At 41.2% G+C, this 17,213-nt stretch carries 15 protein-coding genes; 9 read left to right on the forward strand and 6 right to left on the reverse strand.

Annotated elements, in window-relative coordinates; genetic code table 11:
* Positions 1-5: 5 nt before the first annotated feature.
* The 5 genes from M5E07_RS03635 to M5E07_RS03655 are packed head-to-tail and all read left to right on the forward strand — an operon-like array spanning position 6 to position 5,216.
* Positions 6-794: a DUF1365 domain-containing protein gene (locus M5E07_RS03635; RefSeq protein WP_252222011.1), complete on the forward strand. Its 789-nt coding sequence runs from the start codon at positions 6-8 to the stop codon at positions 792-794.
* Positions 791-1,996 carry an SAM-dependent methyltransferase gene (locus M5E07_RS03640; protein ID WP_252222014.1) on the forward strand — a complete coding sequence of 402 codons (1,206 nt, stop codon included), beginning with the start codon at positions 791-793 and terminating at the stop codon, positions 1,994-1,996. The genes M5E07_RS03635 and M5E07_RS03640 overlap by 4 nt, the downstream gene beginning before the upstream one ends.
* A 24-nt stretch (positions 1,997-2,020) precedes the next feature.
* Positions 2,021-2,800, forward strand: a complete 780-nt coding sequence (locus M5E07_RS03645; RefSeq protein WP_252222018.1) for a DUF1295 domain-containing protein — start codon at positions 2,021-2,023, stop codon at positions 2,798-2,800.
* A gap of 8 nt (positions 2,801-2,808) precedes the next feature.
* The gene (locus tag M5E07_RS03650; RefSeq protein WP_252222021.1) at positions 2,809-3,858 is read left to right on the forward strand and encodes an SAM-dependent methyltransferase; all 1,050 of its coding nucleotides are present in this window, start codon (positions 2,809-2,811) and stop codon (positions 3,856-3,858) included.
* Positions 3,859-3,893: 35 nt separating this feature from the next.
* Positions 3,894-5,216 carry a sensor histidine kinase gene (locus M5E07_RS03655; protein WP_252223673.1) on the forward strand — a complete coding sequence of 441 codons (1,323 nt, stop codon included), beginning with the start codon at positions 3,894-3,896 and terminating at the stop codon, positions 5,214-5,216.
* 17 nt (positions 5,217-5,233) lie between these two features.
* On the opposite strand, the gene M5E07_RS03660 is transcribed toward M5E07_RS03655, so the two are convergent.
* From M5E07_RS03660 to M5E07_RS03675, 4 genes are all read right to left on the reverse strand, one after another.
* Complete coding sequence (locus tag M5E07_RS03660) at positions 5,234-5,920, reverse strand: response regulator transcription factor (RefSeq protein WP_068911393.1); 687 nt, start codon at positions 5,918-5,920, stop codon at positions 5,234-5,236.
* 11 nt (positions 5,921-5,931) lie between these two features.
* Positions 5,932-6,429, reverse strand: coding sequence for a chalcone isomerase family protein (locus tag M5E07_RS03665; RefSeq protein ID WP_252222024.1), 498 nt, complete (start codon positions 6,427-6,429; stop codon positions 5,932-5,934).
* Positions 6,405-6,977 carry a nuclear transport factor 2 family protein gene (locus M5E07_RS03670; RefSeq protein ID WP_252222027.1) on the reverse strand — a complete coding sequence of 191 codons (573 nt, stop codon included), beginning with the start codon at positions 6,975-6,977 and terminating at the stop codon, positions 6,405-6,407. Before M5E07_RS03670 ends, M5E07_RS03665 begins: the two co-directional genes overlap by 25 nt.
* Positions 6,978-7,090: 113 nt before the next feature.
* Positions 7,091-7,984: a LysR family transcriptional regulator gene (locus M5E07_RS03675; RefSeq protein ID WP_252222030.1), complete on the reverse strand. Its 894-nt coding sequence runs from the start codon at positions 7,982-7,984 to the stop codon at positions 7,091-7,093.
* A gap of 102 nt (positions 7,985-8,086) precedes the next feature.
* On the opposite strand from M5E07_RS03675, the gene trpB reads away from it, so the two are divergent.
* Together trpB and trpA are read left to right on the forward strand one after the other, a co-directional pair.
* The gene (gene trpB, locus M5E07_RS03680; protein ID WP_252222033.1) at positions 8,087-9,298 is read left to right on the forward strand and encodes a tryptophan synthase subunit beta; all 1,212 of its coding nucleotides are present in this window, start codon (positions 8,087-8,089) and stop codon (positions 9,296-9,298) included.
* Positions 9,295-10,080: a tryptophan synthase subunit alpha gene (gene trpA, locus M5E07_RS03685; protein ID WP_252222037.1), complete on the forward strand. Its 786-nt coding sequence runs from the start codon at positions 9,295-9,297 to the stop codon at positions 10,078-10,080. The genes trpB and trpA overlap by 4 nt, the downstream gene beginning before the upstream one ends.
* 122 nt (positions 10,081-10,202) lie before the next feature.
* On the opposite strand, the gene ribA is transcribed toward trpA, so the two are convergent.
* Positions 10,203-10,805 (reverse strand): GTP cyclohydrolase II, encoded by a 603-nt coding sequence (gene ribA, locus M5E07_RS03690; protein ID WP_252222040.1) that lies wholly within the window; start codon positions 10,803-10,805, stop codon positions 10,203-10,205.
* Between the two features lie 424 nt (positions 10,806-11,229).
* Positions 11,230-12,567 (reverse strand): D-serine ammonia-lyase, encoded by a 1,338-nt coding sequence (gene dsdA, locus M5E07_RS03695; protein ID WP_252222043.1) that lies wholly within the window; start codon positions 12,565-12,567, stop codon positions 11,230-11,232.
* Positions 12,568-12,813: 246 nt separating this feature from the next.
* Here dsdA and dsdC point away from each other — a divergent pair, with 246 nt between their 5' ends.
* Positions 12,814-13,725, forward strand: a complete 912-nt coding sequence (dsdC, locus tag M5E07_RS03700; protein WP_252222046.1) for a DNA-binding transcriptional regulator DsdC — start codon at positions 12,814-12,816, stop codon at positions 13,723-13,725.
* A 353-nt stretch (positions 13,726-14,078) separates the two neighbouring features.
* Positions 14,079-17,174, forward strand: a complete 3,096-nt coding sequence (locus M5E07_RS03705) for a type VI secretion system Vgr family protein (RefSeq protein WP_252222049.1) — start codon at positions 14,079-14,081, stop codon at positions 17,172-17,174.
* Positions 17,175-17,213: the final 39 nt, after the last annotated feature.

The following is a 17,213-nucleotide window of genomic DNA, read 5'->3' on the forward strand; positions in this document are numbered from 1 at the left end:
ACAGAATGCAAATGTATCCACTGGCTATCGCCGCTGCCGAAATTCGCCATCGCCGCTATTTGCCCCAATCGCATGCTTTTGAGGCGGAGCTTAGCTATTTATGGTTTGATCCAGATCAACTGGCAACTTTTACCCAAAAATCTTGGTTCTGGTCCTCTAGCCGCTGGAATTTCCTGACCTTGGATGAGCGTGATTTTCTGAACATGGAATATGGCTCAATTCGGCAGAAAGTTGCACGGTTACTGATCAAGCATGAAAACTATTTGTTACCGCATACCGCATCTATTCGTGTATTGGCTTTGCCGCGCACACTGGGTTTTCGTTTTAATTCTGTGGTGTTTTATCTGATCTTTGATGCGACCGATCAACTGATTTTTGTGCTGAGTGAAATCACCAATACGCCGTGGAATGAACGTCAGGTGTACATTCACGATTGTCGGCACAATGCCACTGAACATGCGCCTTACCAGAGCCACCAGTTTGATTTTAAAAAGGCCTTTCATGTGTCGCCATTCATGCCGATGTCACTGGATTACCGTTGGCGTTTTAGCTTTTCAGAACAGCAAAATGTGATTCATATGCAGTTGTTTGAACAAGAAATATTGCAATTTGATGCCACCATGAAATTTAAGCTACAAGCCATCACACTTCCTTCACAGCAACATCGATATGCTGTATTAAAAGTTCTTGAGCCCTTTAGGATGGTGAGCGGGATTTATCTACATGCTTTGCGCTTATGGAAAAAGAAAATTCCGTTTTATCGGCATCCTAAAAAAGAAAAAGGAAAGACATGACTATGAAAACACTGTTAATGGGAGAGCATACCGAACTGCCGATAGTCCTACGCCATATGCTGAAATTGCGTCATGGTCAGTTGATATTTAAAGGTATCTGGAACGGTCTGGTTGGGGAAAACTACAGCGACTTGCATGCAGTAATTCAAGTTCACGACGAACGCCTTATCGATTTGCTGTTCCGTAATGGTGTACTGGGGGCAGCAGAAGGCTTTATTCGTGGTTACTGGAGCAGTGAAGATCTGGTCAATGTAATTCGTATTCTAGCGCGTAATCGTGATGTGCTTGATCGGATGAATCAAAATGTAGTGGCAAAAGCCAGCCAGTTGGTACTCAAGGCTTGGTATAAATCTCGCAAGAATTCGATTGATGGTAGTCGTCAGAATATTGCTGAGCATTATGACTTGAGCAATGATTTTTTTAAATTGTTCTTAGATTCCAGCATGATGTATTCCAGTGCGGTGTTTAAAGATCCCTGTATGAGCTTGGAACAAGCTTCAGATTATAAAAAAGAACTGATCTGCCAGAAACTTCAATTGCAACCGATGGACCATTTGGTCGAAATTGGCAGCGGCTGGGGCGGTTTTGCCATTTATGCGGCTCAGCATTATGGCTGTAAGGTGACCACCATTACCATTTCCAAAGCTCAGTACGATGAAGCACTCGCCCGAGTTGCTGAAGCAGGGCTGTCTCATCGGGTGTCTGTACAGCTTCAGGACTACCGTTTACTCGAGGGTAAATACGACAAATTGGTGTCCATTGAAATGATTGAAGCAGTCGGTGAGCAATATTTACCAACTTATTTCCGAAAATGCCGTGAGCTCCTCAAGCCGAATGGTCTAGCCTTGATACAGGCGATTACGATTGAAGATGCACGCTATGTTAAAGCTTTAAATACGGTGGATTACATTAAGCGTTATATTTTCCCCGGTAGTTTTATTCCATGTATCAGTGTGATGACGCAAACGGCTTCTGAGCAAAAACTTCGTCTCAAACATCTGGAAGATATTGGCCAAAGCTACGCACAAACCCTGAAGTGCTGGCGCCAGCGTTTTTTGGAGCAGCGTGATCAAGTGCTGCAACTCGGCTTTGATGAGCGCTTTATCCGCATGTGGGATTTTTATCTGTGTTATTGCGAAGGTGGTTTTAGGGAAGGTGTGATCAGTGATGTGCATTTGCTGTTTGAAGCCAGTGCTTACTAAGCACAGATAAAACCGGAGGGCGACATGCTGCTAGATTTATTTTTGCTCAATGTCTTCATCATGCTCTGTAGCTGGGTGTTGGTGACCTATAACCGCAGAGCAGGGCTGGTCGATGTCGCTTGGAGTTTCAGTATTGCCCTCAATGTGATTATTGCCGCTTGGGCGATTGACAGTGCACCGATGTTGGTTCGGTTATTTCTGGGACTGGCGAGTGGGATCTGGTTTTCACGGCTGACTTGGCATCTGTTACGGCGCTATGCCAATGAAACTCAAGAAGACACGCGTTATGCCAACATGCGCCGAGCGATGGGGGATTATCAGCATCTTGGTTTTCTGGTGTTTTTTATATTTCAGGCAGGTTTGGCGTTACTGTTTTCTTACCCAATGCTGAAGCTGTTGAGTCTTCCGACCGAGCAATGGAATGACTGGACTTCGGTCACTGTGATTGTGGCGGGCATGATCATGCTATCGGCTTTGATAGGTGAAAGCACTGCCGATCAGCAACTTTACCGTTTTAAGCTAGATCCACAGAATCAAGGTAAAACCATGGATCAGGGTTTGTGGAAATACTCGCGCCATCCCAACTATTTTTTTGAATGGTTGCATTGGTTTGCCTATCCAGTGCTCGGTCTGGCAGCAGGATGCTTTGAATTATGGATTTATCCACTGCTGATGTGGCTATTCCTGTACTACCTTACAGGTATTCCATTTAGTGAAAAACAGGCGCTCATCCACCGTGGTGAAAACTATAAAGACTATCAACGACGAACTTCAATGTTTATTCCGTGGCCACCCAAAGAGTAGGTAAATACATGGACTTTATGATTCAAAAATCCTTAGAACTGATCGAAAATGGCAAGGTACCAGACCCCGTGATTCGTGCTGGTATTAAAATCTTGAGCAAAAAACGTTTGGCACAAGAAGGTCGGTTTGACCCAGCACTGGCAGCACAGCGTTATATGGATGTGCTGACCATGCTGAAAAACAGCGAAATTGCCATTGAGACCGACAAAGCCAATGAGCAGCACTATGAACTGCCGACCACATTTTTTCAGGCAGTACTCGGTAAGCGCCTGAAATATAGCGCGAGTCTCTTTGAACATGCCGATACGACGCTAGATCAAGCCGAAGAAGCCGCTCTTGCCTGCTATTGCCAGCGAGCACAACTGAAAGACGGGCAGGATATTTTGGAAATTGGCTGCGGTTGGGGTTCTTTAAGTCTGTATATGGCCGAGCATTATCCAACGGCCCGTATTACGGTCGTGTCAAACTCTTCAACGCAGCGTCAGTATATTCAGGAACAGGCCCGTTTAAAAAAACTGGATAACCTTAATGTGATCACTTGTGATGTCAATGTGTTGCAACTTGAACCCGAATCTTTCGACCGTGTGGTTTCGGTGGAGATGTTTGAGCATGTACGCAACTATCAAAAACTGTTTGAAAATATCAGTATTTGGCTCAAACCAGATGGCTTATTGTGGTGTCATATTTTCTGCCATCGTTTCTTGCATTATCCGTTTGAAGTCAAAAATGAGTTTGACTGGATGTCGCAATATTTCTTCAGTGGTGGTTTGATGCCGGCAGCCTCAACTTTCCTACATTTTCAGCAGCATTTGCAGCTAGAACAGCACTGGCAATGGGCGGGTACGCAGTATGAACGTACCGCAAATGCTTGGCTAGAAAATATGGATGGTAAACAGGCCGAGCTAAAGCCCCTGTTTGAACAAACCTATGGCGCGGATGCCGCAATCTGGTGGCAGCGCTGGCGAATTTTCTTTATGGCCTGTGCCGAACTGTTTGGTTATGACCATGGACGCGAATGGGTCATTGGCCACTTTCTGTTGAAGAAGAAAGCCGTATAATTGAACAGTGGGATGGGCCAGCGGGGAATGCATCAATGTTAAAGCTGTTTAGGGACAAACGTGATCATCCTCTGGGTGAGGTGTTTAACCGCTACTACTGGCTGCAAATCGGATTCATTGCCCTGTCTGTGGTGATTGGGATTGGCTTCAGTGCCTGGGTGATTAAAGGTTCTTTGCTCAGAACGGCGCTAGAACAGGAAATGTCACACTACTGGCAGCGACTGGAACGTAACCCTGCCGCAGAATTGCCCGACACCAAAAACCTGTATGGTTACCGTTGGAATACTGTGCCACCCTCCCAATTTAAGAATATGTCGCTTGAGCAAGGGGTGAATCGGCATTTTGTTGATGGTAAGGAACGCATGACCGTTTATGGCGAAAAAGACGGGCAGCATGTCCTGTTGGTATTTGGCGAGAGTAATGTCAATAAACTGGTCTGGCTGTTTGGTCTGGCACCACTGATGGTCAGCTTGTTTGTGCTTTATAGTGTGCTGTGGTGGTGGAATCGCCGTGCTCGGCGTTATTTTTCTCCAATTACCCGTCTAGCCAATGCATTGGAGCATATTGATTGGGAACATCAAAAAAATCAGGCTTCACCGTTTCATGACATTCGGACTGACTCAAATCTGGAAGCGGAATATCTGAAGCAGGCGCTAGAAAAATATCATCAGGTATTAAGCGATTTTATTCAACGTGAACGTGAGTTTACCAGTGATGTCAGCCATGAGCTGCGTACCCCGCTGACCATTTTAAAAGGCAATGTACAGCTATGTCAGGCACGCTATGGCGATAACAAGTCATTTACTCGTTTGCACAATACCATTGAAGATATGCAACTGCTGGTTGATACCTTGTTAGCAATCGCACGCAACGCCACCGATACTTTAACCGCTGAACCGACGATGCTTTCAGAATGTCTGGAAAATCTGCTTCAGGATCTGGACAACGTTAGCCATAACAAAGGTATGCAGATTGATTTGCAAAAAGACCTCGATGAACAGCCACGTAAACTTTACCCGTCGATGACCAAAATGGTATTTGGTAATATTTTGCGGAATGCACTGAATTATTCACAAGGCACAGAAATTGATGTCATTCTGCAAAAAAATACAGTATTGATTGCAGATAATGGTGTCGGCATTCCTTTACCGAATAACTCCAAGGTGCAAGAACTGTCGGGGCAGCAATTGCAATTAGAGATTAAAGGTCATGGCATTGGACTGCAATTGGTACAGAAGTTGTGCAAGCAGCTTGGCTGGCGGGTGGAGTTGTTTGATCGGCAGTATTATCTCAATACCCATCAGGATGTTGATTTGGCGATGACGACTGGACTGATTGTCGTCGTGTATTTAAATTAAGGCTGGGTTTCGAAAGCTTAAGCTTCTAAAGTGATCTTTAACCCTACACCAGATATGGTATGAATGAGCTTTTGCTCAAAAGGCTTATCGACCATTTTACGCAAATTATAAATATGACTACGCAGGGCATCGCTTTCAGGCTCTTCATCCCCCCACAGCTCTATCATAATTTCCTGTTTAGTCAGAACTTTAGGCGAATGACGCATCAGTAGTTTGAGTAATTTGAACTGAATAGGGGGCAGTTCAATGGTTTGTCCTGCACGAGTCAGTTGCTGTGTTGCAGGGTCCAGAATCAGATCATGAATTTGAAGACGGCCAGAGGAGACTTCACCCAGTGAACGCTTGATTAAAGCTTTGACTCGAACCACCAGCTCGTTAAAATCAAAGGGCTTGACTAGATAATCATCCGTGCCTGAATTGAAACCTTTGAGTTTGTCATTCAGCGTATCGCGTGCGGTGAGCATCAGCACAGGAAGATCCATACCTTCTTTATTTCGTAGCCATTCACATAGTTCATAACCCGAACCATCAGGCAAGTTAATATCTAAAAGTAAAATATGATAGCGTTGCTGCTTGAGCAATTGGCGCGCAGCATTTAGGTTTCGAGCATGATCGACCACAAAACCATGCTCTTCTAGAAACTCGCATAAGGTAGATGCCAGTTCATAATGATCTTCAACCATCAAAATAAAATGTTTAGACATAACTGTAGAGACTACTTTATTAATTGCTGTTTTAATTTAGCACTAAATGGCTGAGGACCTAGCCATATATTAAAATATTGCTGGGCCTGCGGGTTTTGGAGTTGTCCCTGCATTTTCTGGTTTAAGTATAGGCTTAATGTGTGTGTGGCATGGATATACTTCAGTTGGTATAGATATCCTGACTTCACTGGACGATACAAATCGGTGATTGGATTGAAAACAGCCTGAATTTTTTGATCTTTGATATTACGTTGGAGTAGATGTGTGGCTGCACGTTTGAATGCCCATTCTGGAATATTCTGCGTATAGGTAAAATCCATCTGTATGTTTTGACCTTGCCAAGGCTGATTACAGTTTTGCGCAAAGTAACTGGCCACACCGACCTGTTTTTGTCCCACCATGAGTGGGCCATTACCACATTTATTTAAGCTCTGTGCATGCGCCCACGAACCGAAACTCCCGAACATCAGTACAGTGGTTATGGCTACTTTTTGAAAGGCAGTACCCATGAATAGGTTCCTCCTACATAGGGCAAAGAACGATACAGACCATTGGCTGGATCCCAGAAATCTTGTTGGAAAATAATCTGATGGTTTGGGTTGACCTTTATTTCACTGATTCCAAATGAATCCATTGTTCGTGTTTTGCCGAACATTTTAAAATCATAAATCATATGCCAATGCACATAGGCAGAGTCTTGATGATATGAAGTATTTAATAAACTGACAGTGACATTACTCACCCGCTGGTTCATACCCTGAAAATGTTCAAGCAGTTTTTTACGCGATGAAAATTGCGACAGAGTGTCGTTAATAAAAAGCTGATCTGCATACAGTACTCCAGCATTTTCAACGAATTTAGGTGTGCCCAAGGTATTAAATGCCGAAGTGAAGCGGGTGCCGATTTCTAGTGCTTTTGCATCATCTAAGGGTATTCCCTGAATACTCGCTCTGGCATTTGCATAATCAGATGAATAACGAGGAACACTTTTACATCCTGACAGGAAAAGCACTGGTAAGGATAAGGCAATTGCCATTAACGTTTTGACTTGATTCATGTTCACTGTCCATCTTCACAGTTTATCCTCCCACTTTAGAGAGGCTGAAGTGAACAGAATGTGAAGATAGATGCTAAAGACAGTACATTGCATAGAATTTTAGTGATCAAGGATTAAATTTCACTTTCTCTTTTTTCTTCAGTCATTAACCAATGAATGATATTCATGACATCACGATTTTCATTATTTTTTCTGACCATTGCATAAAAATTATAGTCACAATAGATAAAACCAAAAGGAGCAATGACCCTTCCATTTAATATTTCTTTTTCTACTAAAATTTGAGGGGCTATCGCAATTCCTAACCCAGACACAGCAGCTTCTATCATTAAATTGAGACGATCAAAATAACGATCATTCGCTTTTGGGGAAAAGTGAATCTTGGACTGATTAAACCATGTATGCCATGCGCTTTTATTTGAGTGGGTATGAAGTAATGGATAATTTAAAAGATCATTTTTTGTATGAAGCGGATTTATTTCACGATTACAAATAGGCCCCATGTTATCGGGAAATAAAAGATATTTATTCAAAAAGTTGGGAAGTATATGATTCTCACTGATGCTATTGATAAATATGTCAATTTTCTCTTTTTCTAACAATTTTAAGTCATTACATGTCATTAATTTGATATGGATATTGGGATAAATGACTTCGAGCTTTTCTAATCGGGGAATCAGCCAATTTGCCATAAAACTATGAGAAGCGCCTATTACAACTTCTACCTCTGATGTTTTATTTGTTAACTCAAAGACACATTGTTCTAAACGATTAAAAAGATGCGTACAAACTCGAGATAATTCTTCTGCGTCCGTTGTCAGAGAGATGGTAGAGGAATGCCGAATAAACAATTTTTTATCTAACCATTCTTCTAACTGCTTTATTTGATGACTAATCGCACTATGGGTGACACACAATTCTTCCGCAGCTAAGCTGAAACTTTTATTTCTGGCGACTGCCTCGAATGCTTTTAAAGCATTAAGGGGAGGTAATGTTCTGCGTTTCATGTTGTAAAATTTTCTAACACCCTAAGCTCAAAATATATCAATTATCAGAAAAATGAAAATATTTTAAGATCAAACAAGTTTTGATAGTAAAAGAGATATGAGATGACAACCCCTTATACAGGTAATGGTCCTGATGACTTGGGATTTTTTGGTAAATTTGGCGGATGTTACATGCCAGAAAGCTTAATGCCAGCACTTCAAGAATTAGAGCAAGCCTTTAATACTGTTCGGCACAAACCTGAATTTTGGGCTGAATATCAGCAGATTTTAACGGACTTTGTTGGACGTCCTAGTCCTCTTTTCTATGCAAAAAACCTAACAGCTTATGCAGGCGGCGCTCGAATATATCTCAAGCGAGAAGATTTGAACCATACGGGTGCGCATAAGATCAATAATTGTGTCGGGCAAATCTTATTAGCCAAATTTATGGGGAAAACTAGAATCATTGCAGAAACGGGTGCTGGACAACATGGTGTTGCAACAGCAACGGTTTGCGCACTGTTTAAGATGAAATGTACCATTTTTATGGGAGAAACAGATATTCAGCGCCAACAAATGAATGTTGAACGCATGAAATTACTCGGTGCTGAAGTCAGAAGTGTTCAAAAAGGTCGTGGGACTTTAAAAGATGCCATGAACGAAGCATTACGTGACTGGATTCGGCATGTGGATACAACCTATTACCTGTTGGGTACTGGCGCAGGCCCTCATCCATATCCCACCATGGTCAGAGAATTTCAGAAAATTATTGGTCTAGAAGCCAGAAACCAAATACTCCTCAAAGAAAATAAACTGCCTGATGCTCTAGTTGCTTGCGTTGGTGGCGGATCAAATGCATTAGGGCTGATGCATCCTTTTCTAGAAGACCTGAATGTCAAAATGTTTGGCGTTGAGGCAGGTGGAAAAGGAACAAATCACGGTGAACATGCCGCCTCTATTTGCAAAGGTCAAGTTGGTGTGCTGCATGGTAATTTAACCTATTTATTACAAGATTTAGATGGGCAGATTTTAGAAGGGCATTCTATATCAGCCGGCTTAGATTATCCTGGTATTGGCCCTGAGCATGGCCTTCTGTTTGAAACAGGACGTGTGACATATACGGCTATAACCGATCAAGAAGCTGTAAATGCATTTCAGCTTTTAAGCCAACAGGAGGGCATTATTCCTGCGCTTGAGAGTTCTCATGCGATTGCGTATGCGATTCAACTTGCTCAAGAAATGCAGCCAGAACAGATCATTATTGTTAATTTAAGTGGCAGAGGCGACAAAGACTTAAACACGGTCAAAAAATATCTTGCAGGAGCTACAGCATGAACCGTCTAGATCAAAAATTAGAGCAATTGAAACTGGAAAATCGAAGCGGTCTGGTCTGTTATTTTACTGCTGGAGATCCTAATTTTGCAGAAAGTTGTCGTCTGTTGAGCCAATTAGGTCAAGCTGGGGCTGACATTATTGAAGTTGGCATTCCATTTTCCGATCCAGTGGCAGATGGAGAGATCATTCAGGCAGCGCATCTTAGGGCTTTAGGTGCAGGTCAAACGGTAAAACAGACCATTGAGTTGGTAAAAGCAATCAGGCTACATGATGACCAGACACCAATAATTTTCATGACTTATTTAAATCCGATTATGCAATATGGTTTCGAGACACTTATCGCCGAAACAGAAAATCTTATAGATGGAATATTGATTTTAGATGCTCCATATGGATATCGAGAAAACTTTGAAGTGCAGTTAAATGAAAAAAATATGCATTTAATTGCAATGACAGCGCCGACTACCCCTATTGAAAGGTTAGAACAAATCTCAGCGCGCGCGACAGGTTTTTTATATCATGTTGCAGAAAATGGTTTAACAGGGGGAGATTTCAATCTGCCTAATCTTGAGAAAAAGATTGCTGAAATTAAGCCTATTTTTAATATTCCTGTTGCAATTGGCTTTGGGATCAAAAATGAAAGTCATGTTAAAGCCTTAGCCAATAAAGTAGATCTGATTGTTATCGGTTCAGCGCTTGTCGATACTTTTTTTAATAAGGGGATGAACGCGACTTTAGAAAAAGTCACAGTTTTTTCGCAAATCCTTAGAGAAAATAAATAATATCCTGTTTTTTTAATCACTATTTTTTGAGTTAATTTAATAATAACCATATGTTATAAAACCTTCTCCCGAAAGGGAGATGGAACTTTGTATGTGGATTTTTTTCTGAAAGTGATCGCTTTTTAAAAATCACTATTATCATACAGATGTGACATACGTTTTTGCTTTGTTTCTAGATAATTCTTATTAAAGCTATTTAAGCCTACTTTCAAAGGAATACGTTCAACAACATTAATTCCCAAATCAGTTAAAGATTTAATTTTAAGCGGATTATTTGTAATGAGTTTTACATTCTTTATTTTTAAATAATCGAGCATAATGGTACACATATCATACTTGCGAGCATCCGCTGGCAGGTTTAATAATAAATTAGCGTCAAGGGTATCATGTCCTTGATCTTGAAGTGCGTAGGCTCGAATTTTATTGGTTAGTCCTATGCCACGGCCTTCTTGGCGTAAGTATAAAATGACACCTTGACCTGCATCATGAATCATTTTCATGGTTGAGTGTAATTGTGGACCACAATCACATTTGAGTGATCCAAAAGCATCTCCTGTTAAGCATTCTGAATGTATTCTGACCAGTACAGGTTGATGTGGAGCAGCATTCATCCCTTTAGCAAGAGCGATATGTTCTTCACCAGTACATTTATCTTGAAATGCTATAATTTCAAAATCGCCAAATGCAGTAGGTAACTTTGATTTTGAAACAAATTCTATAGCCACTGGACTATCCACCTATATCTTGATAATAGATAAAATACGCTGAATTAAACTTTCAATTTAATAATATTCATTAGACAGTGAATTTTATGTGAAACAGCTTTGTTGAATGCACCTATTCTTTTTGTATTGCGCTAATCATAATTCTTATATGCATAAGCCTAAACAGTGAACATGCGTACACCGATGAGTCTACTTAAATTCAAGCATTTATCCATTTTGCTATATTAAATTGCTTTGATATCAATTTCCGCATTAAGAAAAAGAAACTGAAGTGCTGAATTTGATTCAGAATTTTGTCAAAGACATTTAAATTACGCAGTGATTGATTGTGCTTAATTTAGGTTGAGCGGAATGTGGAAACACCCCTTCGGTATATGTGTAGGAGGCGTGTTTCTAGACTTTTGGCGTGAATTTTCAGAAAAACTTAATTCGCTATGGCAGCCTTGGCTAAATAATTGGCCATCTCTTCTTGGGGTACCATGCCACCACCCGTGCCCCAAACAATATGATGGGCATTCTGCAATTGTTGTGCCGTGAAATGATGCATGGCCGCATATTCAGAATGTTTGCAAATGAGTACAGGTCCCAACATGCCTGCCAAAGCTGAAGGTTCGAGTTGCAGTGCTTCGGTTCGGTTCAGCAAACCCAGCAATTGATACAGGGTTTGATCATCCAAGGTATAAAGACCGTCCAATAAATGTTGCATGGCGCGACCGACAAAACCAGAAGCACGACCAACAGCGAGTCCATCTGCATCGGTGATGTTGTCGATCCCAATTTCTTGTACTGAGATTTGATCATGCAAGCCTGTGGCAATGCCCAATAACATGCAGGGAGAATGTGTTGGTTCGGCAAAAAAGCAATGAACATGATCGCCAAATGCCATTTTTAAACCAAAAGCTACACCACCAGGGCCACCACCGACACCACAAGGTAAGTAGACAAATAAAGGGTGTTCTTGATCGACTTGAATATCACGTTGTTGCAATTGTTGCTTTAAACGTTCCCCTGCGACAGCATAGCCTAAAAACAGGTTTTTGGAATTTTCATCATCAATAAAATAGCAGTTTGGATTTGTCAGTGCCGTTTTGCGTCCTGCTTCGACCGCAACTCCATAATCTTCTGCGTATTCAATTACCGTGACGCCATGTGCACGCAATTTGTCTTTTTTCCATTGACGAGCATCTGCCGACATATGCACAGTCACATTAAAACCCAGTTGTGCACTCATGATGCCAATGGATAGTCCTAGATTTCCAGTAGACCCGACCGCAATACTGTACTGACTGAAAAACTTTTTAAATTCAGAGGTGTTTAATTTGGCATAGTCATCTTGCAGGGTGAGTAAGCCTGCATCCAGTGCTAATTTTTCAGCAAAATAGAGCACTTCATAAATACCTCCACGAGCTTTAATAGAACCAGAAATTGGTAAATGGCTGTCTTTTTTAAGCCACAGCGTTCCCTCAATTTTTTGTCTGTATTGTGCTTCTAATTGTTGTTGCATCTTTGGAATTGATACCAGTTCAGATTCAATAATGCCATTGTTTGCGGCTGTTTCTGGAAATGCCGTCATTAGATAGGGCGCAAAGCGAGCTAAGCGGTCACGTGCATCATGAATATCTGCCTGATTAAGTCCAACATAAGGCAATCCTTCTTCTAGTGTTGTGAAATCAGGATTAAACCAAATGGTTTCTTTCAGTTCGATCAATGTTTTAACGATAGGATACTGTTTAGTGAGTTGCTGGATCTGTTGAGGATTCATGTGATGGCTCATATAGGTTTTGCAGGCTAAAAACAGAAATATTTAGTGGCAAGACAACGACTGTGAGCTTATTTCAATGCATTTACTATACTGGGTCAAATGATGATATTTGATTTATGCATGAAAATAATTCATCTGTAATGCGCCTTGGTGCTGAATAAAACATGTTTAGATGAATTGATTTTAAGTCAAAGCTTATGCTTAATTTCAATATCAAGATGAGAGCCATGAATAGAGATAAAACAAATGAGTATGTCCTATAACAACCTAACAGGTTTTCAGTTATCCAAACTTTATACTTTTGAAGTTGCTGCAAGACACGAATCATTTGCCATGGCAGCCGCTGAGTTATGTTTGACGCCGAGTGCTGTCAGCCATCAAATCAATCTGCTTGAAAAAGAACTCAATATTCAATTATTTGAACGCTTACATCGTAAGGTGGTCTTGAGTCATGCAGGGCACAGATTACTGGCGGCTTTACAATTATCTTTTGATCATTTAAGTACTGAAATAAAAGCAATTCAAAATCAGGCTTTGGCGGGTTCTCTCACCATTTATGCACGACCTTCTATTACCCAATGTTGGCTGATTCCTAAATTGCAGGATTTTATTCAGCAATATCCATTAATTGAACTGTCAATTTTAACAGGCAATGAGATGGTGAATTTTCAACGTACAGGTATTGATCTGGCCCTGTATTTTGGCCATCAACCATCACAACATTTGCATTATGATTACTTGATGGATGAACAAATTGTTCCTGTATGTAGCCCGCAATATGCTGAAAAGATGAATTTAATTGGGAAATTACAACAGTTACAGTATTGTACGTTATTGCATGATAGCCAAGCATGGAACAATGAGACTGGCATGGATGAATGGCAGAGCTGGGCGACTCATTTTTCTGTGGAATTGGGTTTATCGAAGGGGATGCTGTTTGACCGTTCGGATTTGGCATTACTTGCAGCAAAACAACATTTGGGCATTTGTATGGGGCGAAAAAGGTTAGTGCAACAAGACCTTGAAAGTGGGGCATTGATCATGCCATTTTCTGAAATGTTTTTAGCTTGTGAACAGCATTACTACACCATTTCTGGAAAAAATCCACGATTACCGAAAGTTGATGCTTTTATTCGATGGTTAAAAGTTCAAACCTAATTTTTGAATAATTGAATGTGGTTGAAGTGGAATAATTATATAAATATAAAAAGCCTGAATTAGATTGAATATTCTGTTCATCAGTAGGTTGTAAAATATCTTAGGGATTGGAGAGGTTTAAGAAAAAAGTTAACTATATATTTTTGATTTTTATTAAATATTCAAAGCATTTTCATTCACGAAATCATGCACCTATAGCGTAAATAATGCTGCATAATTTCCTTTCTATATTGTCAATTTACGTCATAAAGTGTCATAAAATTCAGCTTAGCGCTGGTCAAAAACGCTAAATTTTTATACTATACCGCAAACTTTATAATTACGACATCCACTTTATATTTATTAAAAACATTATGTTGAATCATATTTATGCTGCTTTTGAACAGCTGGGATTCACTACACAAAAGCGTGTATTGCATATCCAGTTTGCCAATGCGTTGCTGAATCAGCAGGTCTATTTACAGCGAATAGACGGGACGCATGGCTTAAATCAAGGCTTAACCGCCAGTTTAATTTGCTTGTCGACACATGCATTTATTCCGCTAAAACAGTTTATTGGCTGTCAGGTTGCTATAGACCAAGTGACTGACACAGGCCAATTGAGCCGTATCACAGGGATCATCACCCAAGCTCAAGCTGGAGCAAGCGATGGTGCACTGACCTTATATCGCCTCACACTTGAAGACCCGACCACATTATGGAAACAACGCCGTAACAGTCGTGTGTTTATGAATAAAAATGTGGTGGATGTGGTCAATATTCTGTTCCAAGAGTGGCAACAAAAAAGTCCACTATTTGCGGCAAGCCTGAGCCTTGATTTAGCAGGGCTGAGTCGAGAGTACGATGTTCGACCTTTCATTATGCAAAGCAATGAAAGTGATTATGATTTTTTAACTCGTCTCCTCAGAAGTGAAGGAATTAGTTGGCTGATTGATGAAGCCCAAACACTGCTTGCCCAAATTCACCAACCTATTCAAGCACAAAAGCTACGCTTAATTGATGATAACCAGCACTACCAAGCCCTGCCACGACGCAGTGTCCGCTTTCATCAGAGTAGTGCCGTTCAAGCTGTAGACAGCATTACCCATTGGCAGGCACAACGGCAGTTACAGCCCACAGCAGTGCATGTTCAGCGCTGGCAAGCTGATGCACTGACACAGGATGATGGTGCAGGCAGCGTGCAAAGCAAACATCAGCAGAGTGAGCAATATGATGTTGCAAGTTTAGGGCTAGAGCAAGCATGGCATTTTTCACCCGCATGGATGCAAGATCTGAATGGGGAGGATGGTGCAACAGCATCGGGCAATCCGCAACTGGAACAATTTAACCAGCAGCTATCGGACTACTACAATGCACAAGCCAAGCATTTCTGTGCACAGTCTACAGTGCGAGATGCTCATGTGGGTTACTGGTTTGAACTGCAAGATCATCCTGAAATTAATCAACACAGCGGTGCAGACAAAGAATTTCTCATTACCGAAAAAACCTTTTATAGCCAAAATAACCTGCCTAAAGATTTAAACCAACAATTGGAGCAACTTCTCCAACAAAGTCATTGGCAATTCACTTCTACACTGAGCAGCATTGCAAGTGAACAGCGCCAAGGCAATCTGCTGAGCTTACAACGTCGACATATTAAAACTGTACCCGCTTATCATCCTGAGCAGCATCGCCCAACTGCCCACCCGCAACGTGCTCAGGTGGTTGGGCCGAATGGTGAAGAAATCCATGTCGATGCATGGGGACGCATTAAAGTCCGCTTTTTATTCACAAGAAATGAAGACCATACACATGATGGTGGTGCGGGCAGCAACGATAACGATACGGACTCTGCTTGGGTGGATGTATTGACCCCATGGGCGGGTGAAGGCTACGGGGCACGTTTCTTGCCGCGTATTGGCGAAATTGTAGTCATTGACTTCTTTCAAGGAGACATAGATCGTCCTTTTGTGGTGGGACGTCTTCATGAAGCACAGCGTTCTCCTACAAAATTCGATAATGCAGGACAACTCCCTGATACCAAAAAACTGGCAGGCATTAAATCTAAAGAATATCAGGGAGAGGGCTTTAACCAGCTTCGATTTGATGACACTACAGGTCAAATTAGTGCCCAGTTACAAAGCAGTCATGCGGCAAGTCAACTCAACTTAGGTAAACTGAGTCATCCCAAAGCCACCGAAGAAAGTGAAGATCGTGGAGAAGGTTTTGAATTAAGGACTGACCAATGGGGAGCTGTTCGTGCGGGGGCTGGATTATTACTTTCCACGTATAAACAAGCCCAAGCAAAAGCAGATCATTTAGATGTACAGGAGACACAAAAACAACTTGAAAGTAGTCAGAAGAACACTAAAGCATTAAGTGATTTAGCCAAGAATCAACAAACGGATGAAATCGAATCTGTAGAGCAACTTAAAGTATTTGCAGAACAATTAGAAAAAGGTATTGCAAAATTTAAAAAATCTTTGATGCTCCTAAGCTCACCTGACAGCATTGCTCTGAGTACCCCTGAGGATATTCATCTATCAGCAGATGGGCAGATTAACTATTTTGCAGGGGATAGTATTAATCTTAGTACACAGAAAAACTGGGTGGGGCATGCGCTAAATAAAATTAGTCTATTTGCAGTTCAAGGTGATTTTAAGCTTGTTGCCGCACAAGGCAAATTTAGTATTCAAGCTCAATCTAATGCATTGGATATTTTATCGAAGTTAGGTATTCGTATTGCTTCTACTGAAGACCGTATTGAAATTAGTAGCCCCAAAGAAGTTTTGATTACTGGCGCCTCTTCACAAATTGCCCTAAATGGTTCTGGGATATTCCCCAAAACTGGTGGAAAGTTTGAGGTGAATGCTGGACAACACTTATTTAAAGGTGGTGCAGGTGCAAGTCAGTCTGCACAACTTCCAGAAGCAAAGCCATTAAAAGGTGCACTTGAGCTATTGAAAAGTTATGGTGGAAATGACTTTTTTAAACAAACCAGTTTTAAAGTTCAAGATTCATTAGGAAAGCAAGTTACGGGCACATTGGATAACAATGGCTTTGCAACGGTGACAGGAATTGCACCGGGTCCAGCAAAAGTCGAATTTGAGAAAGATCAACGGAGTTCTTGGGATCAAGGAAGCCATTTTACTACACGAAATTATACATGGTCTGATCAAGTCATTAGTCGTGTAACTCAAGGGGCGAAGGATGCAATGGGCTCGTTAGGACAAAATATGATGTCGCAACTCAAGAGTAATCTCTTTTCCGGACAATCTTTGAATCTTAAAGATATGGGTAAACAAGCTCTTAATGATTTAGGACAGCAGACGCTAGGGCAGGTTAAAGAACAAGCCGTTACTCAAGTTTTCGGGGGTATTTCTTCACAGTTAAATACCCATTTGTCGCCTGAGCAAATGATGATGGGGCAAGTTGGTTTTAATCCAAATCCAACTGGTAATAAAGAATAAAGTTCAACTGCATTTTAAAAGATAAACAGTATTACAGAT

It is taken from the genome of Acinetobacter tibetensis, from assembly GCF_023824315.1.
GTDB classification, from domain to species: domain Bacteria; phylum Pseudomonadota; class Gammaproteobacteria; order Pseudomonadales; family Moraxellaceae; genus Acinetobacter; species Acinetobacter tibetensis.